Source organism: Synechococcus sp. N32 (assembly GCF_900473895.1).
In the GTDB taxonomy this organism is placed as follows: domain Bacteria; phylum Cyanobacteriota; class Cyanobacteriia; order PCC-6307; family Cyanobiaceae; genus Parasynechococcus.
The window spans coordinates 26297-50268 of record NZ_UCND01000014.1; the positions used below are offsets into that span (position 1 = coordinate 26297).

Sequence of the window (23972 nt, forward strand, 5' to 3'; positions counted from 1 at the left end):
CCGAAGACCATGTCTCACCGCTTCGAGACCCTGCAGCTGCACGCCGGGCAGTCCCCGGATAGTGCAACCAACTCGCGGGCGGTTCCCATCTATCAGACCAGCTCCTACGTCTTCAATGACGCCGAACACGGAGCCAACCTCTTCGGTCTGAAGGAATTCGGGAACATCTACACCCGCCTGATGAACCCCACCACCGACGTGTTTGAAAAACGCGTCGCCGCCCTTGAAGGCGGGGTGGCCGCACTGGCGACAGCCTCAGGCCAGTCGGCTCAGTTCCTGGCGATCACCAACTGCATGCAGGCGGGAGACAACTTCGTTTCAACGTCTTACCTGTACGGCGGCACCTACAACCAGTTCAAGGTGCAGTTCCCTCGCTTGGGAATTGACGTGCGCTTTGCCGAAGGCGACGACGTCGCGAGTTTTGCAGCGCAAATCGACGACAACACCAAGGCGCTCTACGTGGAAGCGATGGGAAATCCCCGCTTCAACATTCCCGACTTTGAGGGTCTTTCAGCGCTTGCCAAAGAGAAAGGTATCCCCTTAATCGTCGACAACACCCTCGGAGCCTGTGGAGCTCTGCTGCGACCCATTGACCACGGCGCTGATGTGGTCGTTGAAAGTGCGACCAAGTGGATCGGGGGCCACGGCACCAGCCTGGGGGGCGTGATCGTGGACGCCGGCACCTTCAACTGGGGCAACGGCAAGTTCCCGTTGATGAGCCAGCCCAGCGCGGCTTATCACGGCTTGGTGCACTGGGATGCCTTTGGCTTCGGCAGTGACGTTTGCAAAATGCTTGGCTTGCCCGATGACCGCAACATCGCCTTCGCCCTGCGGGCCCGGGTGGAGGGCCTGCGGGATTGGGGGCCGGCCGTCAGTCCGTTCAACAGCTTCCTGCTGCTGCAGGGTCTGGAAACCCTGAGCCTGCGCGTTGAGCGCCACACCGAAAACGCCATGGCGCTGGCCACCTGGCTACAGGACCATCCCGCCATCGCCCATGTGAGCTATCCCGGTCTGGCCAGTGATCCTTACAACGCTGCCGCGAAGAAATACCTGACAGGCCGTGGCATGGGATGCATGCTTATGTTCTCCCTCAACGGTGGCTACGACGATGCGGTTCGCTTCATCGACAGCCTCAAGCTGGCCAGCCACCTCGCCAACGTGGGCGATGCCAAAACGCTGGTGATTCACCCCGCGTCCACGACACACCAACAACTCAGTGAGGCGGAACAAGCTTCGGCTGGCGTGACCCCCACGATGGTGCGGGTCTCCGTCGGACTCGAGCACATCGACGACATCAAGGCCGACTTCGAACAGGCCCTCGCCGTTCTCAGCTGAATGACGTCCCAGCTTCCATGGCGCTGATCCTTCCTGGCAGTTACCACAAAATCGCGGAGGTTGAACGCAACCGGATTTCCTGGATTGAGCCCGAACAGGCTGAACGCCAGGACATCCGGCCCCTGCGGATCGGCATCTTGAACATCATGCCGCTGGGCAAGCAGTACGAGTTCAACCTGCTGCATCCGCTGGGCCTATCGGTGCTGCAGATCGAACCGATTTGGATTCGCCTCAACTCCCACGCCTACAAGAGCTGGGATCAGAACCATCTCGACCAGCTCTATGTGACCTGGGATGAAGCCTTGTCCCAGGGTCCTCTGGATGGCTTGATCATCACCGGTGCCCCCGTGGAACACCTGCCCTTTGAACAGGTCAGTTACTGGAACGAACTGGTCCAGTTGATTGAGGAAGCGCGCAGCACCTGTGCCAGCACCCTCGGACTGTGCTGGGCCGGTTTCGCCCTCGCATACCTTGCGGGCGTCGACAAGGTGGCCTTCCAGCAGAAGCTTTTCGGGATCTACCCGATGCGCAGCCTGGTGCCGGGGCATCCATTGATGGGAACCCAGGACGACCATTTCGTCTGCCCCCAGAGCCGTCATGCCGGGCTGCCGGATGCCGCGATGGAAGCCGCCGAACGGGACGGACGTCTTCGCTTGCTCGCCCATGGCGAACAGGTGGGCTACACCATTTTCGAGACACCGGATCAGCGGCAGCTGATGCACCTCGGCCACCCCGAGTACAACGTGGGGCGGATCCTCGGAGAAATGGAACGCGACCGAGCCCGCGGAGATGTTCCGCCGCCCGAAAATTTCGATGCGGTCCAACCCCAGACCCTCTGGCGCTCCCACCGGAACCTTCTGTTCCAGCAGTGGCTCTGGTTCTGCTATCAGCGGGTCAGCCTCAAAGCCTGATCAGGCTTGGTTGCAGCAACACCCCCTTAGCTGTGTCGTTTCGGAGTGGGTTCCAGATTGGCCGAAGGCTCCTGAGCGACGGCCTCTGGACGCTCAGCGGATTTGCGATTGAGTTCCCGCTCCAGCGAGGCGATGCGTCTCTCGCGAAGGCAATGACGGCATCCACCCAGGGTTTGCAGATGCTTTTCCGGTGTGATCGTGATCGGTTGAACCGGATGGGCGTTGCAACGGATTTGAACAGGACTCTTGTAACTGCGCCAACGGATCAAGCTGTAATCGAATTGATCACCGAAGCGCTGCACGGCGCGCTTGAGAAATTCGTCTTGGGTGATTCGGGCTCCCATCCCACCGAATGTATGGGACAGTCACGGAATCGAACCAACCTCGTCATCCGACGTCACGAATGACCATCCATCCAGCTGCAGCTGAAACGGACTGGTCCCTGCATGAGGGTTGGCTGAAGCCAGAGCTTGCCAGGCACTGGCAAGCACAGCTTGAACACCAGCTCCAGTGGGAGCAGCCCGTGGTTCAGGTCTATGGGAAGCGCCACCCGGTGCCCCGACTGACGGTGTTTCTTGCCAATGAAGGAATTCACTACCGCTACAGCGGTGCCATTCACACCGGTGATGGCTGGCCTGCATGGTTCAAGCCATTGCTGCACCAGGTGAATGAAGCCTGTGAGACCAATTTCAACGGATGCCTGCTCAATTGGTATCGCCATGGCGATGACCGCATGGGTTGGCACGCCGATGACGAACCGGCAATTGATCAGCGGGCTCCGATTGCCTCCCTTTCACTCGGGGCAACGCGGGATTTTCAGCTCCGCCACCGCACAACTGCACACCTAAAAATGTCTCTGCCGTTGGCCGATGGTGACCTTCTGGTGATGCACCCGGGCTGTCAGAGCCGATGGATGCACAGTGTTCCTCAGCGGCGCAAAGTGCAGAGCACCCGCATCAACCTCACCTTTCGCCGTTTTCAGAACTGAGATCGCAACAGCACACCCCATGCAGGCGCTGTGATTAAGGCCAGCAAGGTGCTCCAAAACACCAGCCCTGCGGCCATCTCCTGATCAGCACCCACTGATTCTGCAATGAGCAAAAGAGAGATTGCCGTCGGCGCGGCGCCTTGCAGAGCAACCGCCTGAACCATCAAAGGCTTGAACTGCAGCAGAGACGCCAGAAGCCAAAGCAGCAATGGGTAGAGCAGCAGCTTGGCCACCAGTGGCTTCAGCAGCTTCAGAGGACGTGCCTCCGGCGCAATGCCCTGGCGATGAATGCTGCCCAGGCGCATGCCCACCACCATCAGAGCCAGCACAATCACGCAGCGTGAAGGCCACCACAGCGCATCGGCCACCGATGCAGACCATGGGGTCGCCTGAACCAGCAAAGCTCCGATGAGCCCGCGGGTTGCTGGACTCCCAGCAACACTGCTGAGCAACCCTCGCAAGCGTTGGGGACCATCCACCTGCCCCCCGATCAGCAGCGGCCCCAGGCTCCAGACCAGCAGAGTCGCCCCGAGGTCGTAGCCAATGCTGATGGGCAGAGCCTCATCGGGAAGGAAAGCCAGGGCGAGAGGAACCCCGAAATAGGCCGTGTTTCCAGTGCAGCTGCCAAGCCGCAGCGTGGGAGACGCCAGCTCAGCCAATCCCGGCAGGCGCGCGGCCCCCAGCAGAACAAGACCCATGGCAAACACCGCAAGGCCTGCGGCCTGCAACATGTCGCCGCTGAGGCCACCCTTCAACAGCAGGCCCATCACACTGATCGGCACACCGAACCTCACCAGCGGTGCGGCCAAGCGAGTGGACAGGGTTTCATGGCGACGACCAGCCCAGAACCCAATCAGAAGGGAGGGCACAAGCTCCAGCAAGAACCGAAGAATTGACAGCTGCATCAGATCAATCGACCCTAGAAAGCTGTGGTAACTGATGCCTCAGCCCCAGGCTTAATCTGACTTTTGATTGGCCGCGTGGATTCAGCTGATGCAACCAGCTTCACGCCATCGCATCGTGCGCAGTGATCAATCAGAAGATCAGCTGACAAGGCTGCGCTTTGACAGCTACAACGCTGCCTACGATGAACTCGAGCGTTACTACGGGGATTTTTGCTGCTCTGATGATGATCGTGTCGAGTACACGATCGTTTCTGAACCCTCAGACAGTGCTGAGGTTTAAACCACTGAGGACGCCTCAACATCAGCCCGCAAGCTTCATCGCAGTAGAGCAGTCTCAAAAGCCAGACCACAGAGACGCATCCCTAGATACAAACCTTTCAAAGCACTGAGCCTTGGCAATATCGGCTCGATTGATTGACATCCAGCCAGCCAACCAGTTATGAACTATGTATCCATTGAGACGCATTTAAAATGCTGACCGGTTCCGAGCTGCTTGCCAAGGTCAAAGAACTTGGAGATGTTTCCAAATCCGATCTGGTGAGAGCTTGCGGATACGTCTCTGACAAGAAAGATGGTGGCGATCGCCTGAATTTCACAGCGTTCTACGAGGCCCTGCTCGAGGCCAAGGGCGTGAATCTGAGCAGCGGTGGTGCTGCGATTGGCAAAGGTGGTCGCAAACTGAGCTACATCGCCAAAGTTCAAGGCAATGGCAATCTGCTGATCGGCAAGGCTTACACCGCCATGCTGAACCTCGAACCCGGCGACGAGTTCGAAATCAAGCTCGGCAAGAAAGCCATCCGTCTGATCCCGACGGGTGCAGCTGCGGAGCACAGCGAAGCTGCCGACCAGGTTGACGAGTGATCAACTGATCCATCACCCCAAGCTGAATTCCTTACAGCCCCTCCCCTACCCGGAGGGGCTTTTTTTTCGCAACGAAGCAACCGAGGCCCTGAGGCGGCCACACTGGGGCTGGCATCACAATTGTTGCTCGGTAATGTGAACCGGATTGGCGCGACAGAGTTGAAATCCTTCAAGGCAACCGTCGCTTCGTTCCTGAGCAATACGTTTCTGTTGGGGGGCTCAGTCGCCCTATCCATCCATGTCGTGCTGACCTTCTTTCGGATGCACGGACTGGCGCTGACCCTTGCTTTTGTGGCGTTTTGGCTGATCTGCGTGACGGCCTACTTCCGTTGGCAGGGCAAGCACAGCCGAAAGCCCACTGAGGCTTGGAGAGAACGTCAATCGGCCTGAAGCACGTCACACGGTTGGGCAAACCGTTCAGTGCTGCATCTGATTGAGGAACCTGCGGCTGCGTTCCTCCCTGGCATTGCTGAAAAAGGTCTCGGGATCGGAGGTCTCCACCACCTGGCCCCGATCCATGAACATCACCCGATCCGCCACCTCACGGGCAAAGCCCAGTTCGTGGGTGACCACCACCATCGTCATACCGCCTTTCGCCAGCTGGCGCATCGCATCCAACACCTCCTTCACCCGCTCCGGATCCAAGGCACTGGTGGGCTCATCGAACAGCATCACCTCAGGATCCAGGGCCAGAGCCCGGGCGATCGCCACCCGCTGCTGCTGACCACCGCTGAGCTGCGCCGGGTACTTGTGGGCCTGCTCGCGAATGCCCATCTGGTCAAGGAGATCCATTGCCCGCTGCTCGGCAGCCGCCTTGGCACGCTGTTGCACCTTGATCGGGGCAAGGGTGATGTTGTCGAGGATGGAAAGGTGAGGGAAAAGGTTGAACTGCTGAAACACCATCCCCACGCGCTTGCGGATCTCCCGCACCTGACGTTCCCCATGGGTGGCGTCCAAGGGAAACCCGAGCACATCCAAGGCTCCGCCATCCAGCGACTCCAGACCGTTGAACGTACGAATCAGCGTGCTCTTGCCGGAGCCGGAAGGCCCCATCACCACCAGCACTTCGCCGCTGTTCACCTCAAGGGTGACGCCATCGAGAGCTCGAACCCCTTGGGAATAGCTCTTGACCAGATCAGTGGCACGAATGGCGACAGTCATGAAGCGGAGCGGGCAGGGTCAAGCTGAACTTCCAGGTGGCGGGCCAGCAGCGCCATGGCGGTACACGCCAGCCAGTAAACCGCAGCAAGCCAGAGGTAGACCTCCAGATAACGGCCGATGAAAGCCGGATTCGCCAAGAGGCTGCGGCTGATGCCCAGCAATTCCACCAAACCGAGAATGGCCATCAGGCTTGTGTTTTGCAGCAGACCCACCGCCTGATTGGTGAGCGATGGAAGTGCAACCCGCAGCGCCTGAGGCAGCACCACCAGTTGCAGCACTTGGCGTGGCGACAGCCCGAGCACAGCTGCAGCTTCCCGCTGGGTGGGCGGAATCGCCTGCAGACCACCGCGCACATCCTCTGCGATGTAGGCCGCTGCAAACAAGGCGAAGGCCACAACCGCCCGCAGAACCCGATTGATCTCAAGGCCTGGCGGCAGGAATAACGGGATCAGCAGTTGTCCAAAGAACAGAACCGCAATCAAGGGCACAGCCCGCATCAACTCGATGTAGGCGGCGCTGCTCCAACGCAGCACCGGCAGCTCACTGCGCCGGCCGAGGGCCAGGAGGATCCCCAACGGAAGCGCCAAAGCTCCACTGCCTCCCGTGAGCAGCAGCGTGAGTGTCAGACCACCCCAACTGCGCGTCCCCACCGGCAGCAGACCCAAACCTCCGGCCAACAGCCAGAGCCCCAGCGGTGCCATCGCGATCCAGACCAACGGCAACCAACGGCGAACCCAGCCACGCTTCGGACCAGTGAGGGTCAGCAGCGTCAGCGTGATCAGTGCTGCCATCCACAGCAACGGACGCCAGCGTTGATCCGCAGGGAAACTGCCCACCGCATACAGCGGGAGATTGGTGGTCACCACAGACCAGTCGGCTGCCACCAGCAGCCAATGCAGCATGGACCAGCCAGCCCATCCGAGCAGAACCAGCAGCAGCAGGGTGATCCCGCGATCCAACCAACGGTTCATCAGCGGCTCCTGTTCAGACGACCCAGCACGGCACGGTTCAAGGCAGCCATGCCGCCGCTGATCAACAAATTGAGAAGCAGAAAGCTGAGCAACAACAGCAGGAAGCCCTCAATGGCGCGGCCGGTTTGGGTGATGGTGGTGTCACTGACGGCGTAGAGATCGGCGTAGCCCACGGCAATGGCCAGGGTGCTGTTCTTGGCGAGATTGAGGTACTGGCTCGTGAGCGCAGGAAGAATCGCCGGCAGGGCCTGAGGCAACACAATCCGACGCAGCCCAAGCCCTTCTCCAAGCCCAAGGCTGCGGAAGGCCTCCCACTGGCCCCGCGGCACCGCATTGATGCCACCGCGCACGATCTCGGCAATCGATGCACCCGTGAACACCGTGAGCCCCACAAGAACCGCACAAAATTCAACGCTGAGGTTCAGGCCCAACAGCTGAATGCCCTGATTCGAAAGCCGGATCAACCCACCGATCGGCACCGAGGGAAGGCCAAGGAAGGCAACGAAATACCAGAACAGCAACTGCAGCAGCAGAGGAATCTGACGAATCAAGGCCACGTAGCTTCCGGCCAGGCTGCGCAGCAGACGGTTGTTGCTACCGCGGGCTGCACCGGCAGCCACACCCAGGCCAGTGGCCAAGACCAGGCCAGCCGCGATCACCTTGAGGCTGTTCAGCCAACCAATGGTCAGGGCCCAGAGGTAGCTATCAGATGGGGCATAGGGGAGAGGTGTTTCCGCCAGAGCAAAACCAGCGGGTCGGCCCAGCCAGCCAAAACCCAGTCCCAAGCCCGTTCGAATCAGGTTGACCGCCAGATTGTTAACCAGCAGAGCCACAAGGCCCAGCAGTACGGCGGCGACAGCAACCTGAACCAGGAGACGACGCTGCCGCATCAGGTGAACGGTGGGGAAATCATCAAACCACCTTCACCGGACAGCCGGTTCGCCCCCCGGGGAATCGCCACGGCACTGTCGGGTCCGAGATGGCGGTTGTAGATCTCGCCGTAATTGCCGGTGGCACGGATCACCTGAACAACAAAGTCATCGGCGAGTCCGAGTTTGCGACCCAGACCTGGGTCCACCCCCAGGAAACGCCGCAGAGCGGTCTGGGAGGGGTCGGCTGAGGCTTGCTTCACCACCGCATCAACATTGGCTTGGGTGATGCCCCGTTCCTCGGCTTCGATCAGAGCGTTGATCACCCAGGTCATGGCATCACCCATGGGCTGATCCCCACCCACCACAGCTGGAGCCAGAGGCTCCTTGCTGATCCGGTCGTCGAGGATCTGATGCGCCTGGGGATCACTGAACCCTGAGCGTGCCGCCGCCAGTTGCGAGCGATCAGACGTCATGGCTGCGCAGCGCCCCTGGAGGTAGCCGCCCACCACCTGATTGAGATCTTGATATTTGATCGGTGTGTAGGGAAGCCCCTCGGAGGCGAAGGCGTCGTTGAGGTTTTGCTCGGTTGTGGTGCCCGATCCCACGCAAATGGACTTGCCGCTCAAGTCAGCCAGCGAACGCACTCCGCTGGCGGCATTCACCATCAAGCCCTGTCCGTCATGGAACACAACAGGTCCAAAGCGCAGCCCATTGCCCCCCACCGCATCGCGGCTGAGGGTGTGGGTGGTGTTGCGAGACAGCAGATCGATCTCGCCCGATCGCAAGGCCGTGAACCGCTCGGGCGCGGTTAAAGGCCGGTATTGAACCTTCTCGGCATCACCAACGAAAGCGGCAGCCATGGCACGGCAGATGTCGACATCCAGGCCGGTGTAACGACCATCAGGACTGAGAAAACTGAAGCCTGGAATCTTGCCGCTCACCCCACAAAGCACCTCACCACGCGCTTTGACCAGATCCAGACGCGAGCCAGCTGCGCTGTCCAGTGACGCGCAGGACGCCAGGAATGAGGACAACCCGGCCAACGCAACGATCAGAACACGTGAACTGGATCGGAACATCAGCATTGGTACGGATCGGGTGGGATTGTCCCAGATCCCCAGCACATCCCCCACATCCGACCTACGTTCACGGCAGTCAGCCTGGCTGCAATGAAGGTCTGGGCCTGCCTTTTGGCCGGACTGATCGCTGGAAGCGCGACTCCCTGTGCTGTCGCGGGGGACGAGCACGACCGTGGGACCTACAACAATAAGATGGCGCTGTTGGGCTTCCTTCTAGAGAGTGCTCAGCAGCGGGCTGGCGGTGATGTTCAAACCCTTTGCCTGTTGATGAGCATCAGCAACGACGTCACCGAGCGGTATGTCGAGACCAACCCTGAGGACTTGCAGATCTAGCAGCGGCTCATGGCGATGCGCCAAGACCTCAGGGCCTGTCTTGCCAACCAAGCCGAGGCTCATGCATGGGCTGATTCCTGACCACCGATCCGCTCGAACAGATCAAGGCTTTCCTCGTTCAGGCCAATCACGCTGACAACAGATCCACCGCTGCGGTATTTGCGGATGACCTGATCCAGCGCAGCCACGCCGCTCTGGTCCCAGATGTGGGCTTGGGAGAGGTCAACCGTGATGCGCTCGGGATGGTCGTGAAGATCAAATCCCTGGAGGAAGTACACCTTGCTGACAAAAAACAGCTGCCCCTGCACCCGGTACAACCGCTCCTGATCGCTGATCTCGACGGCCTCCACCTGAATCACCTTGGCCACCTTGCGACTGAAAAGAATTCCTGCCAGCGCCACGCCTGCCAACACGCCAAGGGCGAGGTTGTGCGGGGTGGTGAGCATGGTGACGGCAAAGGTCATCAGCATCACCGAGGTGTCGCTCTTGGGGATGCGACGCAGGTTGCGCAGACCGTTGATGTCAGCAGTGCTGACAGCAATGCTGATCATCACGGCCACCAAAGCCGCCATCGGAATTTGCTTGAGCCAGGGCCCAGCCAGCAGGATCATCGCCAGCAGGCTCACCCCCGAGAACAGGGTGGACAGTCGAGTGCGGCCGCCGTTGTCCACATTCATCACGGACTGACCCACCAGGGCACAACCGGCCATGCCACCGAACAGGGAGGAAACGATGTTGGCGATGCCCTGGCCCCGGGCCTCAACGTTTTTGTTGGTGGTGGTGTCGGTCTTGTCGTCGAGGATGTCCTGGGTCAGGAAGGTTTCCATCAGACCCACCAAAGAGATGGCCAAGGCGGTGGGAAGCACCAAGCCAAGGGTGTCCAGACTGAAGGGAACACCCCCTTCACCAAAGGGAAGGCTGAAGGAGGGCAGACCTGCAGGAAGGGTGCCGAGGCTGCTGACCGTGGGGATGTCGAAGCTGAATCCCACGCTGATCGCGGTCAACACGATGATGGCCACCAGCTGTGAAGGCACCACCCGGGTGATCCGGGGAAGGCCGTAGATGATCACCAGGCCCAGCAGGACCAAGCCCCAGACGACGGGGATCTGGCCCCCGTGGGGGAGCAACGACGAGGCCCCATGGTCACCATCTCCAGCGTGCAGGTTGAAACCGAGCTGGGGCAGCTGGGCCTGAAAAATCAGCAAGGCCAGCGCATTAACGAAGCCGCTCAGCACCCCTTGGGGAACAAAGCGCATCTGATACGCAAGACGCAGATACCCCCAGAGGATCTGCAGCAGCCCCGTCACCAGCCCCGCCACCATCAGGTACTGGACCCCCAGGCCTGGTCCCCGGGCTTCACCGGTGGCCACAAGGCCTGTCATCAGCAGGGCGGTGGAGCCCGTGGCTGAGGTGATCATGGCCATGCGACCACCCACGACGGCGATGGTCAGCGACAGGCAGAAGGCTCCGAACAGGCCCACTTTGGGGTCCACCCCAGCGATCCCCGAGAAGGCAATGGCCTCGGGAATCATCGCGAAAGCCACCACCAGACCCGAGAGCAGATCTTTGCTGGGGTTGGCCAACCACTGATTCACCAGGGTTGGGCTGGATCGTTTGGCCATCAAAGGATGCCGATTAGGAGCGACCGTAAATCAGAGCGTCGGCAGGGTGCCTGCTGGATCCAAGCGCTGTTTCAGCTTTCGCAACTCGGGCAACCAGGGGCCGAACGCCGCCTCCAACTCCTTGTGATGGAAGGGCAGATGGTCATGAAACTGCGCCAGATGCACACCAGGGCAGACCGACTGAAGAACCTGCCAGACCCCCTCCAACCAAGCAAGACTGCGTCTCTGGCCCAGGGCATCTCCAGGAGTCCAGGCGGCGGTGATCCAGGGCTTCCACTCGGCAGTGCGATGCACGAACGAGCTGGCCTCCGCGGCAACCTGTTGCGTTGCCGCCCCCAGCTGCTGACAGGCCAGGCTGCAGAAGGGATGAGGACGATGCTGCAGCAAACGGCATAAATCCGGCATCACGACCCCCCAGAGCTCAGCAGCTGCCGGCCCCAGCAAGCCAACCACCTCCGTGTGAGATCGCGAAGGCATCGGAGCCGATCCCCGCAAGGGTGGGAGCTGGTGCAAGCCTTCAATCTTCTGCGCACCGGTCCAGGGGGCATCGGCAATCCGGAGCAACTGCACCGCGTCAGCCCTCTCCCAATGCCACTGCAGACTGGTGCTGGCGTTTGACGCTTCGGCCATGAGCATGAGTTCAGGCAGTTGATCCGGAGCCACCACGCATTGCTCCACCCACAGCGGCAGGAGCGGCTGGGTGGCCATGCGCAGCGCGCTCACCACCCCCAGAAACGGGGCTGCTCCGCAGAGACCTCTCCACTCCAGCGAACCGGCATCCTCAACCCGAGACAGAGCAAAGGGGCTGCCATCACCCCAGACCCCATGGATCTCGAGCACTTGATCCACAGCAAGCCCCACCTGCCGGCTCAGCGGTCCCATACCACCCGTGAGCACATAGCCAAGCCCAGGCAGACCCGACAAACCAGCCGCCACGGTTCGGCCGTGGGGAAGCAAGACCTCCAGCACGTCTCCCATGCGGCAGCCCGCGCCAATCCAGACCGACTGATCCGCGGGTTGCCACTCCACACTTTGGAAATGGGTTTGCAGATCCAGGGTCCAGTGGTCGGCCACGGCGGCCCGAGATGTGGTGCCCCCGCCACAGAGACGCAGCGGCCGGGGACCGGACCAGTTCTGAACCAACTCCGCCAACTCCGCTGGTCGAGGGGAGACCAGACCGGATCGCCTCGCATCAGCCGCCTGCGCATTGAAGAAAACGGGACGGTCTGAATCCATTGCGATGCGACCGATATCGTCAAACCATTGGAACAGCAGAGCGACCTTTTGGCCGAACAGCAAGCGGAAACCGGCAACGAGCGTCTTGGCGTTCTGATCTGCGGCCACGGGAGTCGCAACCGACTGGCTGTTGAAGAGTTCGCCCAGATGGTGGACGCCCTGCGGCCTCGGCTGGCCCCGATGCCGGTGGAACACGGCTACCTGGAATTTGCCCGTCCCATCATTCGGGATGGTCTTGAAGCGCTCCGCGAGAAAGGCGTCACCAAGGTGCTGGCCATTCCCGCCATGCTTTTCGCAGCGGGGCATGCCAAGAACGACATCCCCTCCGTTCTGAACACGTACACGACCGAAACGGGGTTACCGATCGATTACGGCCGGGAGCTGGGGGTGGACCGGTTGATGGTGTCGGCCGCCGGGGCTCGCGTTCAGGAGTGCCTGGATGCGGCGAAGCATGACGTTCCCCTGGCCGAAACCCTGCTGGTGGTGGTGGGTCGAGGCTCCTCGGATCCAGACGCCAACTCCAACGTGGCCAAGGTGACGCGGTTGCTAGTGGAAGGATTTGGTTTCGGCTGGGGAGAAACGGTGTATTCGGGCGTGACCTTCCCCCTGGTGGAGCCGGGGCTGCGTCACGCCGTGAAACTGGGCTTCCGCCGGATGGTGGTTGTGCCCTATTTCCTCTTTTCAGGGGTTCTGGTGAGCCGAATCCGCCAACACACCGAGCTGGTGGCTGCCGATCATCCCGAGGTGGAGTTTCTCTCTGCGGGCTATCTGGGCGACCACACCCTGGTAGTGGACACCTTCAAAGAACGGGTCGAGGAGGTGTTGCGGGGGGACACCGCCATGAACTGCTCGCTCTGCAAGTACCGCGCCCAGGTGCTGGGCTTCGAACAGGACGTGGGACGCGCCCAGGAAAGCCACCACCACCATGTGGAAGGCCTTGCGGAAAGCTGCACGCTTTGCGAATTGGAATGCACGGGTGCCTGCCAACCCGACGGCATCCCGATTGGCCATGACCACAGCCACCCTTCAGACCACAGCCATGGGTCGGACCACAGCCATGACCACCATCACCCCCCTTATCCCCATGCCGACCATCCCCTGGGGCCTACCACGTTGAAGCGCAACAACGGGGCTCCTAAAGATTGATTCCATGGATCCAAAGAGAACCTGCAGCTGGCTTGTCGCCGATGACACGGTTCTCGAAAGCGACAGCAGCGACGAAGCAAAGATCAGGTTTTCTTATTGAAATTGCTCCGCCAAGGTTCACCCTCTTTTTCCCCAAAAAACAACGGAGTTTTCCACAGGCTGACGTTGGCTTGCCGGCTGTGACGGTCAACCTGTGAATTTCCGAGAGAATCGTTCCGCCGGGTTGACAGACCGTCTATTCGACCTAGAGCAACCGCACCTCGTCACTTCCCATACTCTCAAACCCAGTCATAGACTGCTGTCTCATCTCGTCTCACCCGCAATTCAACAAATGCTGACGGCTTTGACGCAAGCGCCGGTTGTGTGGCTTTCTTGGTGGGCGTTGGACAGGGACAAGCTGGCGGAATGGATCGAAATCACCTCGAGCGATGCCATGAAATGGGAACCACGGAGCGCGGTACTGCTTCAAAAGCCAGCTACGTGAGTCTTGAGACGGAAATTCCCGAGGTGCTGTATCGAGGCATGAAGGATTTCATCGGGGAGCACCCCACCTGGGACCAATACCGCGTGATGAGTTCTGCTCTTGCCCACTTCCTGTTTCAGAACGGCTGTGACGACCGCGCCGTGACCGAGCGCTATCTCGACGATCTGTTCATCCGCCCCGACCACTGAGGGCCAGCAGGCAGGCCCGACGGCTCAAGGCCATCATCGTGAGCGTTGGGCTCTGCCAGGCCGACGTCGGCCAACAGGCGCCATCCACCACAAGAACGTTGGGCGCACGCCAAAGACGGTTGGAGGAATCAACGACGCTGCTGGTCTCGCTTCCCCCCATCGCAGCCCCTCCCACCTCATGGATGTAATACCCCGGGGGGGCTGCACCTTCAGAAAGAGCGACAGCACCCTCCAGGAAAGGTTCAACCAAGGGGAGGTGAAAGAGGTCTTTGATCGATTTGGCTTCGCCTCCGGCGGCGGCAATGCAGGCCTGGATCGAGGCGCGCATGTGCCTCACCATGGCCAGTTCATTGCTGCTCCAACGGCAGGCAATCGAGGGAACACGCACGCCCCAGCGATCCGTGCGCTCACTCAGGGTCACCCTGTTGTCAGCCCTGGGAAGAACTTCGCCATGACCTATCAGGAACCCGGTGATGCTTGAAGGGCGACGCCGTAACCATCGCGGCGGATCAAACCGTCCAATGCCACCCCAGAGGCCATAGCCGCCCTGAAAATCAGCCGATGGCAGGTGTCGGCCAAACGGAACAAAAAAACTTCCAGCCCCCGTGAGCATGGGCTGATCCCCCTGAACATTCTCGGGGAAGGCAAAAAACTGCGATGTGGAGACATGGTCCATCAAGCGTGTGCCCAGTCGTCCTGAAGGGTCGTCCAGACCGTTGCTCTGCTCCCCACGACGGGAGCGCAACAGGATGGAGACGGTCTGAATCGTGGAAGCAGCCAGGACGACGAGATCCGCCTTCAACTCCCTGCGGTTGCCATTGGATTGGTCAACGGCAACCACACCAACGGCTTTATCTCCAGCGGCATCCATCAACAGATGCTCCACCAGATGCGCAGAGAGCAGCTGGGTGCGTCCTGTGGCCATGGCGCGAGGAAGGCTGCTGCCACGACTGCTGGAGCGGGGCCAGGCAGGATCCTCTCCCTGCGGCGCCGGACCAAACCCCCTTGAGGGAATCACGGGATAGCCCAACCGTTGCCGCACAGCTTCAGCAAAACGCTGTTCCGCGGGCGTCGCTGCCAGAGCCGGTTGCGTTTCACCGTCCGGCAGATGCTGCAAACCATCGCGCCCACCATGAACGCCCAGCCAGCGCTCCAGTTCGGCGTAGTGCGGTGTCAGCTCACCGCTGCGTAACGGCCAACGGACCTGTTCACCCTCCACATCCACACCGCCCAGATCCTCATCCGAGAGACGCAGGGTGATACCACCCCAGGTGAGACTGCGGCCGCCAACCTGCAGGCCTCGCGTCCACAGAAACGGCTGATCCGCCGGGTGCTCATAGGGATGCAGACGCTCGTCGGCATACAGACGAGGGTTGGCTTTCCAGTAGCCGGGATGCTGGGACTGCTGGCGATGGCTGCCGCTGGTCAGGCCCACGATCCGGCGCAGCAGATTTCCCGGTTCAGCCCCGAAGGCCTGCGTGCTGTTGAGGTCAGGTCCTGCCTCCACCACAAGCACTCGTGCTCCTGCTTCAGCCAGGGTCATGGCGGCTACGCCGCCACTCGCTCCCGAGCCAACAACAATGGCGTCCCAGGGGCCATCGCAGTTCATGGAGCGACTGCTCATGGAGGTACGACAGACAAAAAAAATCTCCCAGAAGGGAGATCGTTGATTCAATCAGAATTGGTGGCGGGGGGGAGATTTGAACTCCCGACCTTCGGGTTATGAGCCCGACGAGCTACCAGACTGCTCTACCCCGCGGCGACCCAAAAATCATACATGTCGGTGTCGCAGGTGACAGCAAAGTCACGACTGCAAGGCACCGGACACGCTGAGCTTGACGCTCGGGTTCACGACCAGCACCTGCTCATCGAGCTCGTCAAGCCCCATGGGTGTGAGCCACTCGAGCTGACGCAACAGGTGCAGGGCAACCGCTTGCTTGGCACGACGGGAGCCGTCTTCGACCTTGATGGCTACTCCGAGACCTTCACCAACACGGCTGAGACATTGAATGCCCTCTGCACCGCCCTTGCTCAAGACCTGACCGTGGCTGCGCCGCATCAGCTCGGTGTCGAAACGACCTTCACCGGCCACAAGGTCGGGATGACTCAGCATCGCCCGACTGATCTGCTCGAGTTCGGCATGTTGTGAAGCACCGAGATGGGCATAGAGCAAGGCCATCTGCGCCAACTGCAACACCAGGGTGGGAGCGCCACAGTCATCCCGTTCGGCAACCAATTCCTCAGCAGGCAAGCCGATCAGTTCAGCGACCCTGCGGTTCACTTCGACCTGCAGCGGGTGGTCTTGCTGGAGATAGGTCTCGATCGGCCAGCCCATCTTTCGGCTGGTGGCCAGGAAGGCAGCGTGCTTGCCGGAACAGTTGTGCTGAAGCGGACTGTCAGCCCCATTCGGCACAGGGCATTGAAGTGATGCGCTGTCCAACTCCGCTTTCCAGAGCAACCGGAAGGCTTCCCGGGCGTGAGCATTGGTGCCCGCATGGGACGCGCAACTGATGGCGATGCCCCGTTCATCAACATCCAGCTGGTCGGCGGTACCACTGCTGAGAAACGGCAGGGCCTGAAAAGGCTTCAGTGCCGAACGAATGAAGCTTTCCATGCCGGGATTTCCTGCCGACATCAGCACCCTTCCTCGGCCATCACAGACCACGGCATGAACACGGTGCACCGATTCCGTGATCGATCCACGCCGCAAGCAGACCTCAAGTGGGGCTGACCCGGACCGGGCTGCAGGGCTGAAGCCCGAGGGCAAAGTCATCGGAACCCCGATTGGTTCAGAGAGCCTGACAGAGACTGGCACCGGCCAGCATCAAACCCGCTGAGGTGGCCATGGCCCGTCCCAGACGACCCAGGATCGGACGAACCTCATGCCGGGCCACCAGCATGTCACGTTCCCGCCAAGACAGAGGCTTTTCCCAGGTCTGCCCGTCGTACCAACCGGATTCCTCGTAGTCGACGGACTCACGCAGAAGCCGCTGCATGACGTAGGTCCAGCCCAGCCATTGCCGAACCAGCAACAGCAGGGGAAGCACAAGAGCGGCCACAGCGGCTGCGGCCAGGAGCCGGGGAGGATCCTGCTTCAGGGTCCAGCTCCCACTAGCGATCAGGCTGCACACCGGCAGCATGAGCAGCCAGAAGCCCACAAGGCGTTGACTCAGGCGAGGTTCCTGACCCGCTGGCCAGGAGAAGAACCACGACTCGCAGAGCTGTTGAAACTCCTCAAGAGGCCGCTGCTCCGGTGGAACGGGGCAAGACACCGCTTCTGGCATGGATCAAGCGGCTACTTCACTGACGGTAAGAAGGTTCGGCTTTCGCCGTGACTCCAGAACGCCTCAAGGTCGTAGTAACCGCGCTCATCGGGCATCAGCACGTGAACGATCACGTCCCCGTAATCAAGAAGCGCCCAGCGCCCCTCATTCAACCCTTCCTTGCGCAAGGGAAGCAGGTCTGCCTCTGTCTCCAGACGGTCTTCGACCGACCGGGCAATGGCACGCACCTGAACGTCGGACTGGCCGCCGGCGATCACCATCCAATCCGCCAGGCTGGACACCTCATCCACACGAATCAGACGGATGTCGGTGGCCTTGCGGTCATCGCAGGCATCGGCCACCAGTTCAGCAAGCTTTTCGCTATCCATAAACGTTCTCGCTGGTAACGGAGCTGCGTGAGCCCTCCTGTTGGGCCATTTCAGCTCTGGCCTTGCTGGCACTCTTGCGCAGCGCCTCCAGCCGGTCTTCGTAGTAGCTGCGGCGGCGCTTTTTGCGGGTCTTTTCGACCAGCTCCTTCAACGCGCCCCCAAGACTGCGATAGGCGTTCGGCACGCTGTAGCCAAATCGGCAGGCCAGATCAATCGCACGCTCGTCGGCACTGATGGCGTCCTGCAGGCGTTTTTCGGAATTGTTTTTCAGGTAAAGCCGATACCCCGCAAAACCGGACAGGCCGAGGGCCATCAACAGCAGCAGGCCGTCCTGAACCCACAATTCACCGATGGCACCGCCGAGACCGATGGCCAGAGCAGCCATCTCCCAACCGTCCCGGGGAATCGTGTCGTTCTGGATCCGACCAACTTCATGCCAGAACAGCAAATTTCGGTGATCCAACGCCAAGGCGTCCCATTCGTCGAGATCCACCTGGATCTCCACTTCATCTCGACCGATTTCCTCAAGGGTGATCAATGGAGGATCGACTGCAGCAGCTGATTCCACAAACACCCAGCTCTGCATTTCCGGTGGCAGCAGCCCCTTCAGGCGCTGGAGCTCACTCATTGCAACTCTGGTGCTGATCTCCCTTCACCGTAGCGAGGCCAAGTCCCCCGGTTGGGGCGAGGCCGCGTGAGAGGCTTGATCTGTTTGGCCAAGGACGATTTCCCATGCCGAGGCGGTCTGATCTGCGTCGCATTCTCCTGCTGGGATCTGGTCCGATCGTGATCGGCCAGGCCTGTGAGTTCGATTACTCCGGAACCCAGGCCTGCAAGGCCCTCAGAGCCGAGGGATATGAAGTCATCCTGATCAACTCCAACCCGGCGTCGATCATGACCGACCCGGAGATGGCTGACCGCACCTACATCGAGCCGCTCACGCCGGACGTGGTGACCCGGGTGATCGAGCAGGAGCGCCCGGATGCCCTGCTGCCGACCATGGGCGGGCAGACCGCCCTCAACCTGGCGGTCACCCTGGCGGAAAACGGCACCCTCGAACGCTTTGGCGTTGAGTTGATCGGTGCCGATCTCAAAGCGATCCAGAAGGCGGAAGACCGTCTGCTGTTCAAGCAGGCCATGGAGCGCATCGGGGTGAAGGTCTGCCCTTCGGGCATCGCCTCATCTCAAGAAGAAGCTGAAGCCGTCGGGGCCGCGATCGGAAGCTTCCCCCGGATCATCCGGCCCGCCTTCACGCTGGGGGGAAGTGGCGGGGGCATTGCCTACAACCCCGAGGAATACGCAGCAATCTGCAAGAGCGGGCTTGAAGCGAGTCCGGTATCTCAGATTCTGATCGAGCAATCGCTTCTGGGCTGGAAGGAATTCGAGCTTGAGGTGATGCGTGATCTGGCGGACAACGTCGTGATCGTCTGCAGCATCGAAAACCTCGACCCCATGGGGGTGCACACCGGGGATTCGATCACGGTGGCTCCAGCCCAGACCCTCACGGACCGGGAATACCAACGGTTGCGGGACCAATCGATCGCCATCATTCGGGAGATCGGTGTCGCGACGGGCGGCAGCAACATCCAGTTCGCGATCAATCCCGACAACGGCGACGTCGTGGTGATCGAGATGAATCCCAGGGTGAGCCGATCGTCGGCCTTGGCCAGCAAGGCCACCGGCTTCCCGATCGCCAAGATCGCCGCTCGCCTCGCCGTCGGTTACACCCTCGACGAAATCCTCAACGACATCACCGGCAAGACGCCTGCCTGCTTCGAACCGACGATCGATTACGTCGTCACCAAAATTCCACGCTTCGCCTTCGAAAAATTCCGAGGCAGTCCGGCGGTGCTCACCACCTCAATGAAATCGGTGGGGGAAGCGATGGCCATCGGCCGTTGTTTCGAAGAGTCGTTCCAGAAAGCCATGCGTTCCCTGGAAACCGGATTCTCGGGCTGGGGAGGCGACCGGGAGGAACCGGAACTCACGGATGCTGAGCTGGATCGTCAGCTGAGGACCCCCTCTCCGGAGCGCATCCTCAGCGTGCGAACGGCGATGGTGCGCGGACGCAGCAATGAGGAGATTCATCGGATCAGCAGAATTGATCCCTGGTTCCTGGCCAAACTGCGGCGGATCATTGAGGCGGAGGCCAGGCTGATCAAGGGCACAAGCCTGGATCAGCTAGATGCCGACAGCTTGTTTGAGGCCAAGCAGCTGGGTTTTTCAGACCGACAGATCGCCTGGCACACCAAAAGCGACGAATTGTCGGTGCGTCAGCGGCGCCATCAGCTCGATGTTCGCGCCGTCTTCAAAACCGTCGACACCTGCGCAGCGGAGTTCGCTTCCTCCACTCCTTATCACTACTCGACCTACGAGCGTCCCTTGCAGACCCTGCAGGCCGACGGATCCCTCAAGCCCCTTCCCGCTTCATCCGAGGTGAGTCGTCGTGAGGACGGCCGCAAGATGATGATCCTCGGCGGTGGACCCAACCGAATCGGGCAGGGCATCGAATTCGACTACTGCTGCTGCCATGCCTCCTTTGCCGGGCAGGATCAAGGGATCACCACGGTGATGGTGAACAGCAATCCGGAAACGGTGTCCACCGACTACGACACCAGCGACAGCCTCTACTTCGAACCGCTCACCCTGGAGGACGTTCTAAATGTGATCGAAGCGGAGCGTCCCGATGGCGTGGTGGTCCAATTCGGTGGACAAACGCCTCTGAAACTCGCCATTCCTCTGCTGCGCTGGCTGGACAGCGATGAGGGGCGCGCCACAGGCACCAGCATCTGGGGCACCTCCCCTGAATCGATCGACCGGGCCGAGGACCGCGAGCAGTTCGAAGCCATCCTCCGCGATCTGAACATCCGCCAACCCCGCAACGGCTTGGCACGCAGCGAAGAGGAAGCACGGGCCGTGGCCACACGAGTGGGCTACCCGGTCGTCGTGCGTCCCTCTTACGTCCTGGGCGGACGGGCCATGGAAGTGGTGTTCGACGAAGAGGAACTCAACCGCTACATGCGCGAAGCCGTCCAGGTGGAGCCCGACCATCCGGTGCTGATTGACCAGTACCTCGAAAACGCTGTTGAGGTGGACGTGGACGCCCTCTGCGATCACACCGGTGCTGTGATCGTGGGTGGGCTGATGGAGCACATCGAACCGGCGGGAATCCATTCCGGCGACTCGGCCTGCTGCTTGCCGTCGGTTTCCCTCGGCGAGACGGCACTGAACACGATTCGCGAGTGGAGTCGCTCCCTGGCGCAAACGCTCGAGGTGCGGGGTCTGATCAACCTCCAGTTCGCCGTGCAGCGCAACACTGATGGCTCGGAAGTGGTTTACATCATCGAAGCCAACCCCCGCGCCTCCAGGACGGTCCCCTTCGTCGCCAAGGCCACAGGTCAACCTCTCGCTCGCCTGGCAACCCGACTGATGGCGGGCGAAACCCTGGCCGAGATCGGCATGGCCAGCGAGCCGAAGCCGCCGCTTCAGTCGATCAAGGAGGCAGTTCTGCCGTTCCGGCGCTTCCCGGGGGCCGACACGGTGCTGGGGCCGGAAATGCGCTCCACGGGAGAAGTGATGGGATCCGCGGACAGTTTCGGCATGGCCTATGCCAAGGCTGAGCTCGGTGCTGGAGAAGCGCTGCCCACCCAGGGGACGGTGTTCCTCTCCACCCACGACCGCGACAAACAGGCGCTGGTGCCCATCGCCGCTCGGCTGATCGAACTCGGGTTCGATGTGACGGCCACATCAGGCACAGCTCAGGCGCTCGCCAACGCGGGATTGAAGGTGCAATCGGTGCTCAAGGTGCACGAGGGGCGCCCCAACATCGAGGATCAGATCCGCTCCAATCAGGTGCAGTTGGTGATCAACACACCGATTGGCCGCCAAGCTGCTCATGACGACAAATACCTGCGTCGGGCAGCGCTCGATTACGCCGTTCCAACGGTGACGACCCTCGCGGGAGCACGGGCAGCGGTGGAGGCAATCTCAGCGCTCCAGCAACAGCCGAGGCTCAGCATCCATGCCTTGCAGGACGTACACGCCATGCAGCGTTAGGCCACCGGTAGGGTTGCGGGAGCCACCTCAACGCTGTGACAGCCTCCGTTCCCGTCAAGCCTGGAAGCGACCTGCGTGATGACTTCCGTCGCGCCTACGAGAACCGCTACACCTGGGAGCCTGGATTCTCCGGCTATCGCGGCCGCTGCATCTGGCAACAGGGCGATCAACGGGTCGAGGGCAAGTTTGAGATCGGTGCCGATCTCAAAGCCAAGGTGGACGGCATTGAAAACGAAGAGATCCTCAAGGCGGTGAATTCCCAGCTCTGGGAAGTCGCGATCCATCGCGTGCGTCGCAGCTTCGAGCAGACCCACGGTGAGAACACCTTCACCGCCGGTGACACCAACGAAGTGGGAACTGAAGTGCTCGTCGGCGGCAAGGGAGCCGGGGACAAGTACCGCATCAAAGATGACGTGGTGACCATGGTTCACCGCCACATCCACGGCACCGTCGTGACGATCTACACCACCGATGTGACCGACACGGGTGCGGGCTACCTCAGCCACACCTACACCAGTCAGTACGCCGACCCGGCAACGGGAGAAGCCCGGGGCGGCCGCAGCAGCTTCAAAGACAGCTTCGCTGCTCTTCCTGGAGATGGCCCCTGGGTGCTGACCGAGCGGGTTGTGACCACCGAGGCCCATGGCGATACCCCCGCCGGAAGCCAGACCTTCCGTTTTGAAGATCTCGAATCGCTCTGAGTTGATTGCCGGTGCAAGCCGGCTATGAGACCATCCGCCCAAACCTGTTGAAAGGCATGGGCGGAGTCGAGTCGACCATTCAGGCCATCAATGGCCCGATCAACAGCATCGTCTGGGGATGGCCCACCGTTCTTTTGATTGCCGCGACGGGCATTCTTCTGATGGTGGGCCTGCGGTTCATGCCGCTGCAACGGCTGGGCTATGGCATTTCGATGATGCTTCGGCCGGCTGCATCACAAACGGAAGGAGAGATCACTCCCTTCCAAGCGCTGATGACGTCGTTGTCGGCCACGATCGGCACGGGAAACATTGCCGGTGTGGCGGGAGCCATCGCCGTTGGTGGACCTGGTGCCGTCTTTTGGATGTGGATCATCGCGATCTTCGGCATCGCAACCAAGTACGCCGAAGCGGTGCTCGCGGTTCAGTTCCGCGAAACCGATGGAGAGGGCAACCACGTGGGTGGGCCGATGTACTACATCCGCAACGGACTCGGCAGCGGCTGGAGCTGGATGGCAGGCCTGTTTGCCCTCTTCGGCATGTTGGCGGGCTTCGGCATTGGCAATGGGGTTCAGGCCTTTGAGGTGTCGTCTGCCTTGAGCCTGATCGGCATCCCGAAGCTGGCGACCGGAGTCGTTTTGGCAGCCCTAGTTTTCGCTGTCGTGATCGGGGGCATCAAACGCATCGCCCAGGCGGCCTCAGCCATTGTTCCGTTGATGTCGATCCTCTACATCGCTGCATGCCTTCTGGTGTTGCTGGCCAATCTGGGCAGCGTGCCTGAAGCCTTCGCCACGATTTTCTCCAACGCCTTCTCCGGCCAAGCCGCAGCCGGTGGTGCCCTCGGTCAGGTGGTGCTGATGGGCTTCAAGCGGGGCATCTTCTCCAATGAAGCGGGCCTGGGCAGCGCTCCGATCGCTCACGCGGCCGCCAAAACCGATGATCCCGTGCGCCAGGGCACGGTGGCCATGCTGGGCACCTTCATCGACACCCTGATCATCTGCACGATGACCGCCCTGGTGATCATCACCACCAAAGCCAATCTGATCCTCGATGCAGCCGGCGACAAGCTCAGCGGCGCAGACCTCTCCATCGCTGCCTTCAACGCCGGCATCTCCGGCAGCGGTGTGGTGGTGACCCTGGGATTGGTGGTCTTCGCCTTTACCACCATTCTCGGTTGGAGCTTCTACGGCGAGCGCTGCACCACTTATCTATTCGGCGATTCCGCCGTGCTGCCCTTTCGTCTGACTTGGGTGGCTATGGTCGTGATTGGTGCTGTCGCCGGCGACCGCGGCGTGATCTGGTCGATTGCCGACACGCTTAACGGTCTGATGGCTCTCCCCAACCTCGTGGCCTTGATCCTGCTGTCCGGAACTGTGTTCAAACTCACCAAGGCCTACAGCTTCAGCGACTGAGCACAACGAAGAGCACTAAAAAAAGGGGGGCTCAACAGCCCCCCTTTTTTTGTTGGCAGCCA

The 23972-nt window shown here is 60.9% G+C and carries 26 protein-coding genes and 1 tRNA gene; 13 read left to right on the top strand and 14 right to left on the bottom strand.

The annotated features are described in order from the left end of the window. Positions 1 to 9: 9 nt before the first annotated feature. Together DXY35_RS07385 and DXY35_RS07390 are read left to right on the top strand one after the other, a co-directional pair. Entirely contained in the window at positions 10 to 1335 is a 1326-nt protein-coding gene (locus tag DXY35_RS07385; RefSeq protein ID WP_115081772.1) for an O-acetylhomoserine aminocarboxypropyltransferase/cysteine synthase family protein, read from the top strand. A gap of 17 nt (positions 1336 to 1352) precedes the next feature. Continuing rightward, complete coding sequence (locus DXY35_RS07390; RefSeq protein ID WP_115081773.1) at positions 1353 to 2246, top strand: homoserine O-succinyltransferase; 894 nt, start codon at positions 1353 to 1355, stop codon at positions 2244 to 2246. Between the two features lie 26 nt (positions 2247 to 2272). On the opposite strand, the gene DXY35_RS07395 is transcribed toward DXY35_RS07390, so the two are convergent. Next, positions 2273 to 2590: a hypothetical protein gene (locus DXY35_RS07395; RefSeq protein ID WP_115081774.1), complete on the bottom strand. Its 318-nt coding sequence runs from the start codon at positions 2588 to 2590 to the stop codon at positions 2273 to 2275. Positions 2591 to 2649: 59 nt separating this feature from the next. On the opposite strand from DXY35_RS07395, the gene DXY35_RS07400 reads away from it, so the two are divergent. Beyond that, a complete protein-coding gene (locus DXY35_RS07400; protein WP_115081775.1) occupies positions 2650 to 3234 on the top strand; it encodes an alpha-ketoglutarate-dependent dioxygenase AlkB in 585 nt (194 codons plus the stop codon). On the opposite strand, the gene DXY35_RS07405 is transcribed toward DXY35_RS07400, so the two are convergent. After that, positions 3225 to 4139, bottom strand: coding sequence for an AEC family transporter (locus DXY35_RS07405; RefSeq protein ID WP_115081776.1), 915 nt, complete (start codon positions 4137 to 4139; stop codon positions 3225 to 3227). The genes DXY35_RS07400 and DXY35_RS07405 overlap by 10 nt on opposite strands. A gap of 88 nt (positions 4140 to 4227) precedes the next feature. On the opposite strand from DXY35_RS07405, the gene DXY35_RS07410 reads away from it, so the two are divergent. From DXY35_RS07410 to DXY35_RS07420, 3 genes are all read left to right on the top strand, one after another. Beyond that, positions 4228 to 4419: a hypothetical protein gene (locus tag DXY35_RS07410; protein ID WP_115081919.1), complete on the top strand. Its 192-nt coding sequence runs from the start codon at positions 4228 to 4230 to the stop codon at positions 4417 to 4419. Positions 4420 to 4610: 191 nt separating this feature from the next. Beyond that, complete coding sequence (locus DXY35_RS07415; protein WP_006849603.1) at positions 4611 to 5000, top strand: AbrB family transcriptional regulator; 390 nt, start codon at positions 4611 to 4613, stop codon at positions 4998 to 5000. A 123-nt stretch (positions 5001 to 5123) separates the two neighbouring features. Next, positions 5124 to 5390 carry a hypothetical protein gene (locus DXY35_RS07420; protein WP_170950553.1) on the top strand — a complete coding sequence of 89 codons (267 nt, stop codon included), beginning with the start codon at positions 5124 to 5126 and terminating at the stop codon, positions 5388 to 5390. A 27-nt stretch (positions 5391 to 5417) separates the two neighbouring features. Here the strand turns inward: DXY35_RS07420 and DXY35_RS07425 are convergent, their stop codons facing one another. Genes DXY35_RS07425 through DXY35_RS07440 form a run of 4 tightly spaced genes read right to left on the bottom strand, consistent with a single transcriptional unit; the run spans position 5418 to position 9083 of the window. Further along, positions 5418 to 6161, bottom strand: coding sequence for an amino acid ABC transporter ATP-binding protein (locus DXY35_RS07425; protein ID WP_115081778.1), 744 nt, complete (start codon positions 6159 to 6161; stop codon positions 5418 to 5420). Then, on the bottom strand, positions 6158 to 7132 hold the full coding sequence (locus tag DXY35_RS07430) for an amino acid ABC transporter permease (RefSeq protein ID WP_115081779.1): 975 nt from the start codon (positions 7130 to 7132) through the stop codon (positions 6158 to 6160). Before DXY35_RS07430 ends, DXY35_RS07425 begins: the two co-directional genes overlap by 4 nt. After that, positions 7132 to 8022 (bottom strand): ABC transporter permease subunit, encoded by an 891-nt coding sequence (locus tag DXY35_RS07435; RefSeq protein WP_115081780.1) that lies wholly within the window; start codon positions 8020 to 8022, stop codon positions 7132 to 7134. The genes DXY35_RS07430 and DXY35_RS07435 overlap by 1 nt, the downstream gene beginning before the upstream one ends. Next, positions 8022 to 9083 carry an amino acid ABC transporter substrate-binding protein gene (locus DXY35_RS07440; protein ID WP_115081920.1) on the bottom strand — a complete coding sequence of 354 codons (1062 nt, stop codon included), beginning with the start codon at positions 9081 to 9083 and terminating at the stop codon, positions 8022 to 8024. Before DXY35_RS07440 ends, DXY35_RS07435 begins: the two co-directional genes overlap by 1 nt. 90 nt (positions 9084 to 9173) lie before the next feature. Here DXY35_RS07440 and DXY35_RS07445 point away from each other — a divergent pair, with 90 nt between their 5' ends. After that, complete coding sequence (locus DXY35_RS07445; protein WP_115081781.1) at positions 9174 to 9416, top strand: hypothetical protein; 243 nt, start codon at positions 9174 to 9176, stop codon at positions 9414 to 9416. A gap of 59 nt (positions 9417 to 9475) precedes the next feature. Here the strand turns inward: DXY35_RS07445 and DXY35_RS07450 are convergent, their stop codons facing one another. Both DXY35_RS07450 and DXY35_RS07455 read right to left on the bottom strand, forming a co-directional pair. Further along, the gene (locus DXY35_RS07450) at positions 9476 to 11038 is read right to left on the bottom strand and encodes a SulP family inorganic anion transporter (protein ID WP_115081782.1); all 1563 of its coding nucleotides are present in this window, start codon (positions 11036 to 11038) and stop codon (positions 9476 to 9478) included. A 30-nt stretch (positions 11039 to 11068) separates the two neighbouring features. Further along, a complete protein-coding gene (locus tag DXY35_RS07455) occupies positions 11069 to 12274 on the bottom strand; it encodes an FAD-binding oxidoreductase (protein WP_115081783.1) in 1206 nt (401 codons plus the stop codon). 48 nt (positions 12275 to 12322) lie between these two features. Here DXY35_RS07455 and DXY35_RS07460 point away from each other — a divergent pair, with 48 nt between their 5' ends. The 3 genes from DXY35_RS07460 to DXY35_RS07465 all read left to right on the top strand — a co-directional run bounded on the left by DXY35_RS07460 (position 12323) and on the right by DXY35_RS07465 (position 14092). Then, positions 12323 to 13420: a sirohydrochlorin chelatase gene (locus DXY35_RS07460; RefSeq protein WP_115081921.1), complete on the top strand. Its 1098-nt coding sequence runs from the start codon at positions 12323 to 12325 to the stop codon at positions 13418 to 13420. Positions 13421 to 13461: 41 nt separating this feature from the next. After that, entirely contained in the window at positions 13462 to 13617 is a 156-nt protein-coding gene (locus DXY35_RS12685; protein ID WP_170950554.1) for a hypothetical protein, read from the top strand. A gap of 208 nt (positions 13618 to 13825) precedes the next feature. Next, positions 13826 to 14092 carry a DUF2811 domain-containing protein gene (locus DXY35_RS07465; protein WP_115081922.1) on the top strand — a complete coding sequence of 89 codons (267 nt, stop codon included), beginning with the start codon at positions 13826 to 13828 and terminating at the stop codon, positions 14090 to 14092. Here DXY35_RS07465 and DXY35_RS07470 read toward each other — a convergent pair. The 6 genes from DXY35_RS07470 to DXY35_RS07495 all read right to left on the bottom strand — a co-directional run bounded on the left by DXY35_RS07470 (position 14073) and on the right by DXY35_RS07495 (position 18372). After that, positions 14073 to 15716 (bottom strand): GMC oxidoreductase, encoded by a 1644-nt coding sequence (locus DXY35_RS07470; RefSeq protein ID WP_115081784.1) that lies wholly within the window; start codon positions 15714 to 15716, stop codon positions 14073 to 14075. The two genes, DXY35_RS07465 and DXY35_RS07470, sit on opposite strands and share 20 nt — an antisense overlap. A gap of 58 nt (positions 15717 to 15774) precedes the next feature. Then, positions 15775 to 15851 (bottom strand) — tRNA-Met (locus DXY35_RS07475). A 45-nt stretch (positions 15852 to 15896) separates the two neighbouring features. Next, positions 15897 to 16865 (bottom strand): asparaginase, encoded by a 969-nt coding sequence (locus tag DXY35_RS07480; protein ID WP_115081785.1) that lies wholly within the window; start codon positions 16863 to 16865, stop codon positions 15897 to 15899. A 16-nt stretch (positions 16866 to 16881) separates the two neighbouring features. Then, positions 16882 to 17376 (bottom strand): CGLD27 family protein, encoded by a 495-nt coding sequence (locus DXY35_RS07485; protein ID WP_115081786.1) that lies wholly within the window; start codon positions 17374 to 17376, stop codon positions 16882 to 16884. A gap of 11 nt (positions 17377 to 17387) precedes the next feature. After that, entirely contained in the window at positions 17388 to 17744 is a 357-nt protein-coding gene (gene rsfS / locus DXY35_RS07490; RefSeq protein WP_038554011.1) for a ribosome silencing factor, read from the bottom strand. Then, complete coding sequence (locus DXY35_RS07495) at positions 17737 to 18372, bottom strand: DUF3318 domain-containing protein (protein ID WP_011364772.1); 636 nt, start codon at positions 18370 to 18372, stop codon at positions 17737 to 17739. The genes rsfS and DXY35_RS07495 overlap by 8 nt, the downstream gene beginning before the upstream one ends. 104 nt (positions 18373 to 18476) lie before the next feature. Here DXY35_RS07495 and carB point away from each other — a divergent pair, with 104 nt between their 5' ends. From carB to DXY35_RS07510, 3 genes are read left to right on the top strand one after another with little or no spacing between them, the layout of a single operon-like run. Next, on the top strand, positions 18477 to 21800 hold the full coding sequence (gene carB / locus DXY35_RS07500) for a carbamoyl-phosphate synthase large subunit (RefSeq protein ID WP_115081787.1): 3324 nt from the start codon (positions 18477 to 18479) through the stop codon (positions 21798 to 21800). A 35-nt stretch (positions 21801 to 21835) separates the two neighbouring features. After that, positions 21836 to 22501, top strand: coding sequence for a DUF3386 domain-containing protein (locus tag DXY35_RS07505; RefSeq protein ID WP_115081788.1), 666 nt, complete (start codon positions 21836 to 21838; stop codon positions 22499 to 22501). A 56-nt stretch (positions 22502 to 22557) separates the two neighbouring features. Then, positions 22558 to 23910, top strand: a complete 1353-nt coding sequence (locus DXY35_RS07510; protein ID WP_115081923.1) for a sodium:alanine symporter family protein — start codon at positions 22558 to 22560, stop codon at positions 23908 to 23910. Positions 23911 to 23972 lie beyond the last annotated feature (62 nt).

What these genes read in the sequence shown, in the direction of transcription:
- DXY35_RS07385 (WP_115081772.1), top strand. Translation starts at nt 10, where the DNA reads ATGTCTCACCGCTTCGAGACCCTGCAGCTGCACGCCGGGCAGTCCCCG.
- DXY35_RS07390 (WP_115081773.1), top strand. Translation starts at nt 1,353, where the DNA reads ATGGCGCTGATCCTTCCTGGCAGTTACCACAAAATCGCGGAGGTTGAA.
- DXY35_RS07395 (WP_115081774.1), bottom strand. Translation starts at nt 2,590, where the DNA reads ATGGGAGCCCGAATCACCCAAGACGAATTTCTCAAGCGCGCCGTGCAG.
- DXY35_RS07400 (WP_115081775.1), top strand. Translation starts at nt 2,650, where the DNA reads ATGACCATCCATCCAGCTGCAGCTGAAACGGACTGGTCCCTGCATGAG.
- DXY35_RS07405 (WP_115081776.1), bottom strand. Translation starts at nt 4,139, where the DNA reads ATGCAGCTGTCAATTCTTCGGTTCTTGCTGGAGCTTGTGCCCTCCCTT.
- DXY35_RS07410 (WP_115081919.1), top strand. Translation starts at nt 4,228, where the DNA reads ATGCAACCAGCTTCACGCCATCGCATCGTGCGCAGTGATCAATCAGAA.
- DXY35_RS07415 (WP_006849603.1), top strand. Translation starts at nt 4,611, where the DNA reads ATGCTGACCGGTTCCGAGCTGCTTGCCAAGGTCAAAGAACTTGGAGAT.
- DXY35_RS07425 (WP_115081778.1), bottom strand. Translation starts at nt 6,161, where the DNA reads ATGACTGTCGCCATTCGTGCCACTGATCTGGTCAAGAGCTATTCCCAA.
- DXY35_RS07430 (WP_115081779.1), bottom strand. Translation starts at nt 7,132, where the DNA reads ATGAACCGTTGGTTGGATCGCGGGATCACCCTGCTGCTGCTGGTTCTG.
- DXY35_RS07435 (WP_115081780.1), bottom strand. Translation starts at nt 8,022, where the DNA reads ATGCGGCAGCGTCGTCTCCTGGTTCAGGTTGCTGTCGCCGCCGTACTG.
- DXY35_RS07440 (WP_115081920.1), bottom strand. Translation starts at nt 9,083, where the DNA reads ATGTTCCGATCCAGTTCACGTGTTCTGATCGTTGCGTTGGCCGGGTTG.
- DXY35_RS07445 (WP_115081781.1), top strand. Translation starts at nt 9,174, where the DNA reads ATGAAGGTCTGGGCCTGCCTTTTGGCCGGACTGATCGCTGGAAGCGCG.
- DXY35_RS07450 (WP_115081782.1), bottom strand. Translation starts at nt 11,038, where the DNA reads ATGGCCAAACGATCCAGCCCAACCCTGGTGAATCAGTGGTTGGCCAAC.
- DXY35_RS07455 (WP_115081783.1), bottom strand. Translation starts at nt 12,274, where the DNA reads ATGGATTCAGACCGTCCCGTTTTCTTCAATGCGCAGGCGGCTGATGCG.
- DXY35_RS12685 (WP_170950554.1), top strand. Translation starts at nt 13,462, where the DNA reads ATGACACGGTTCTCGAAAGCGACAGCAGCGACGAAGCAAAGATCAGGT.
- DXY35_RS07465 (WP_115081922.1), top strand. Translation starts at nt 13,826, where the DNA reads ATGGATCGAAATCACCTCGAGCGATGCCATGAAATGGGAACCACGGAG.
- DXY35_RS07470 (WP_115081784.1), bottom strand. Translation starts at nt 15,716, where the DNA reads ATGAGCAGTCGCTCCATGAACTGCGATGGCCCCTGGGACGCCATTGTT.
- DXY35_RS07480 (WP_115081785.1), bottom strand. Translation starts at nt 16,865, where the DNA reads ATGACTTTGCCCTCGGGCTTCAGCCCTGCAGCCCGGTCCGGGTCAGCC.
- DXY35_RS07485 (WP_115081786.1), bottom strand. Translation starts at nt 17,376, where the DNA reads ATGCCAGAAGCGGTGTCTTGCCCCGTTCCACCGGAGCAGCGGCCTCTT.
- rsfS (WP_038554011.1), bottom strand. Translation starts at nt 17,744, where the DNA reads ATGGATAGCGAAAAGCTTGCTGAACTGGTGGCCGATGCCTGCGATGAC.
- DXY35_RS07495 (WP_011364772.1), bottom strand. Translation starts at nt 18,372, where the DNA reads ATGAGTGAGCTCCAGCGCCTGAAGGGGCTGCTGCCACCGGAAATGCAG.
- carB (WP_115081787.1), top strand. Translation starts at nt 18,477, where the DNA reads ATGCCGAGGCGGTCTGATCTGCGTCGCATTCTCCTGCTGGGATCTGGT.
- DXY35_RS07510 (WP_115081923.1), top strand. Translation starts at nt 22,558, where the DNA reads ATGGGCGGAGTCGAGTCGACCATTCAGGCCATCAATGGCCCGATCAAC.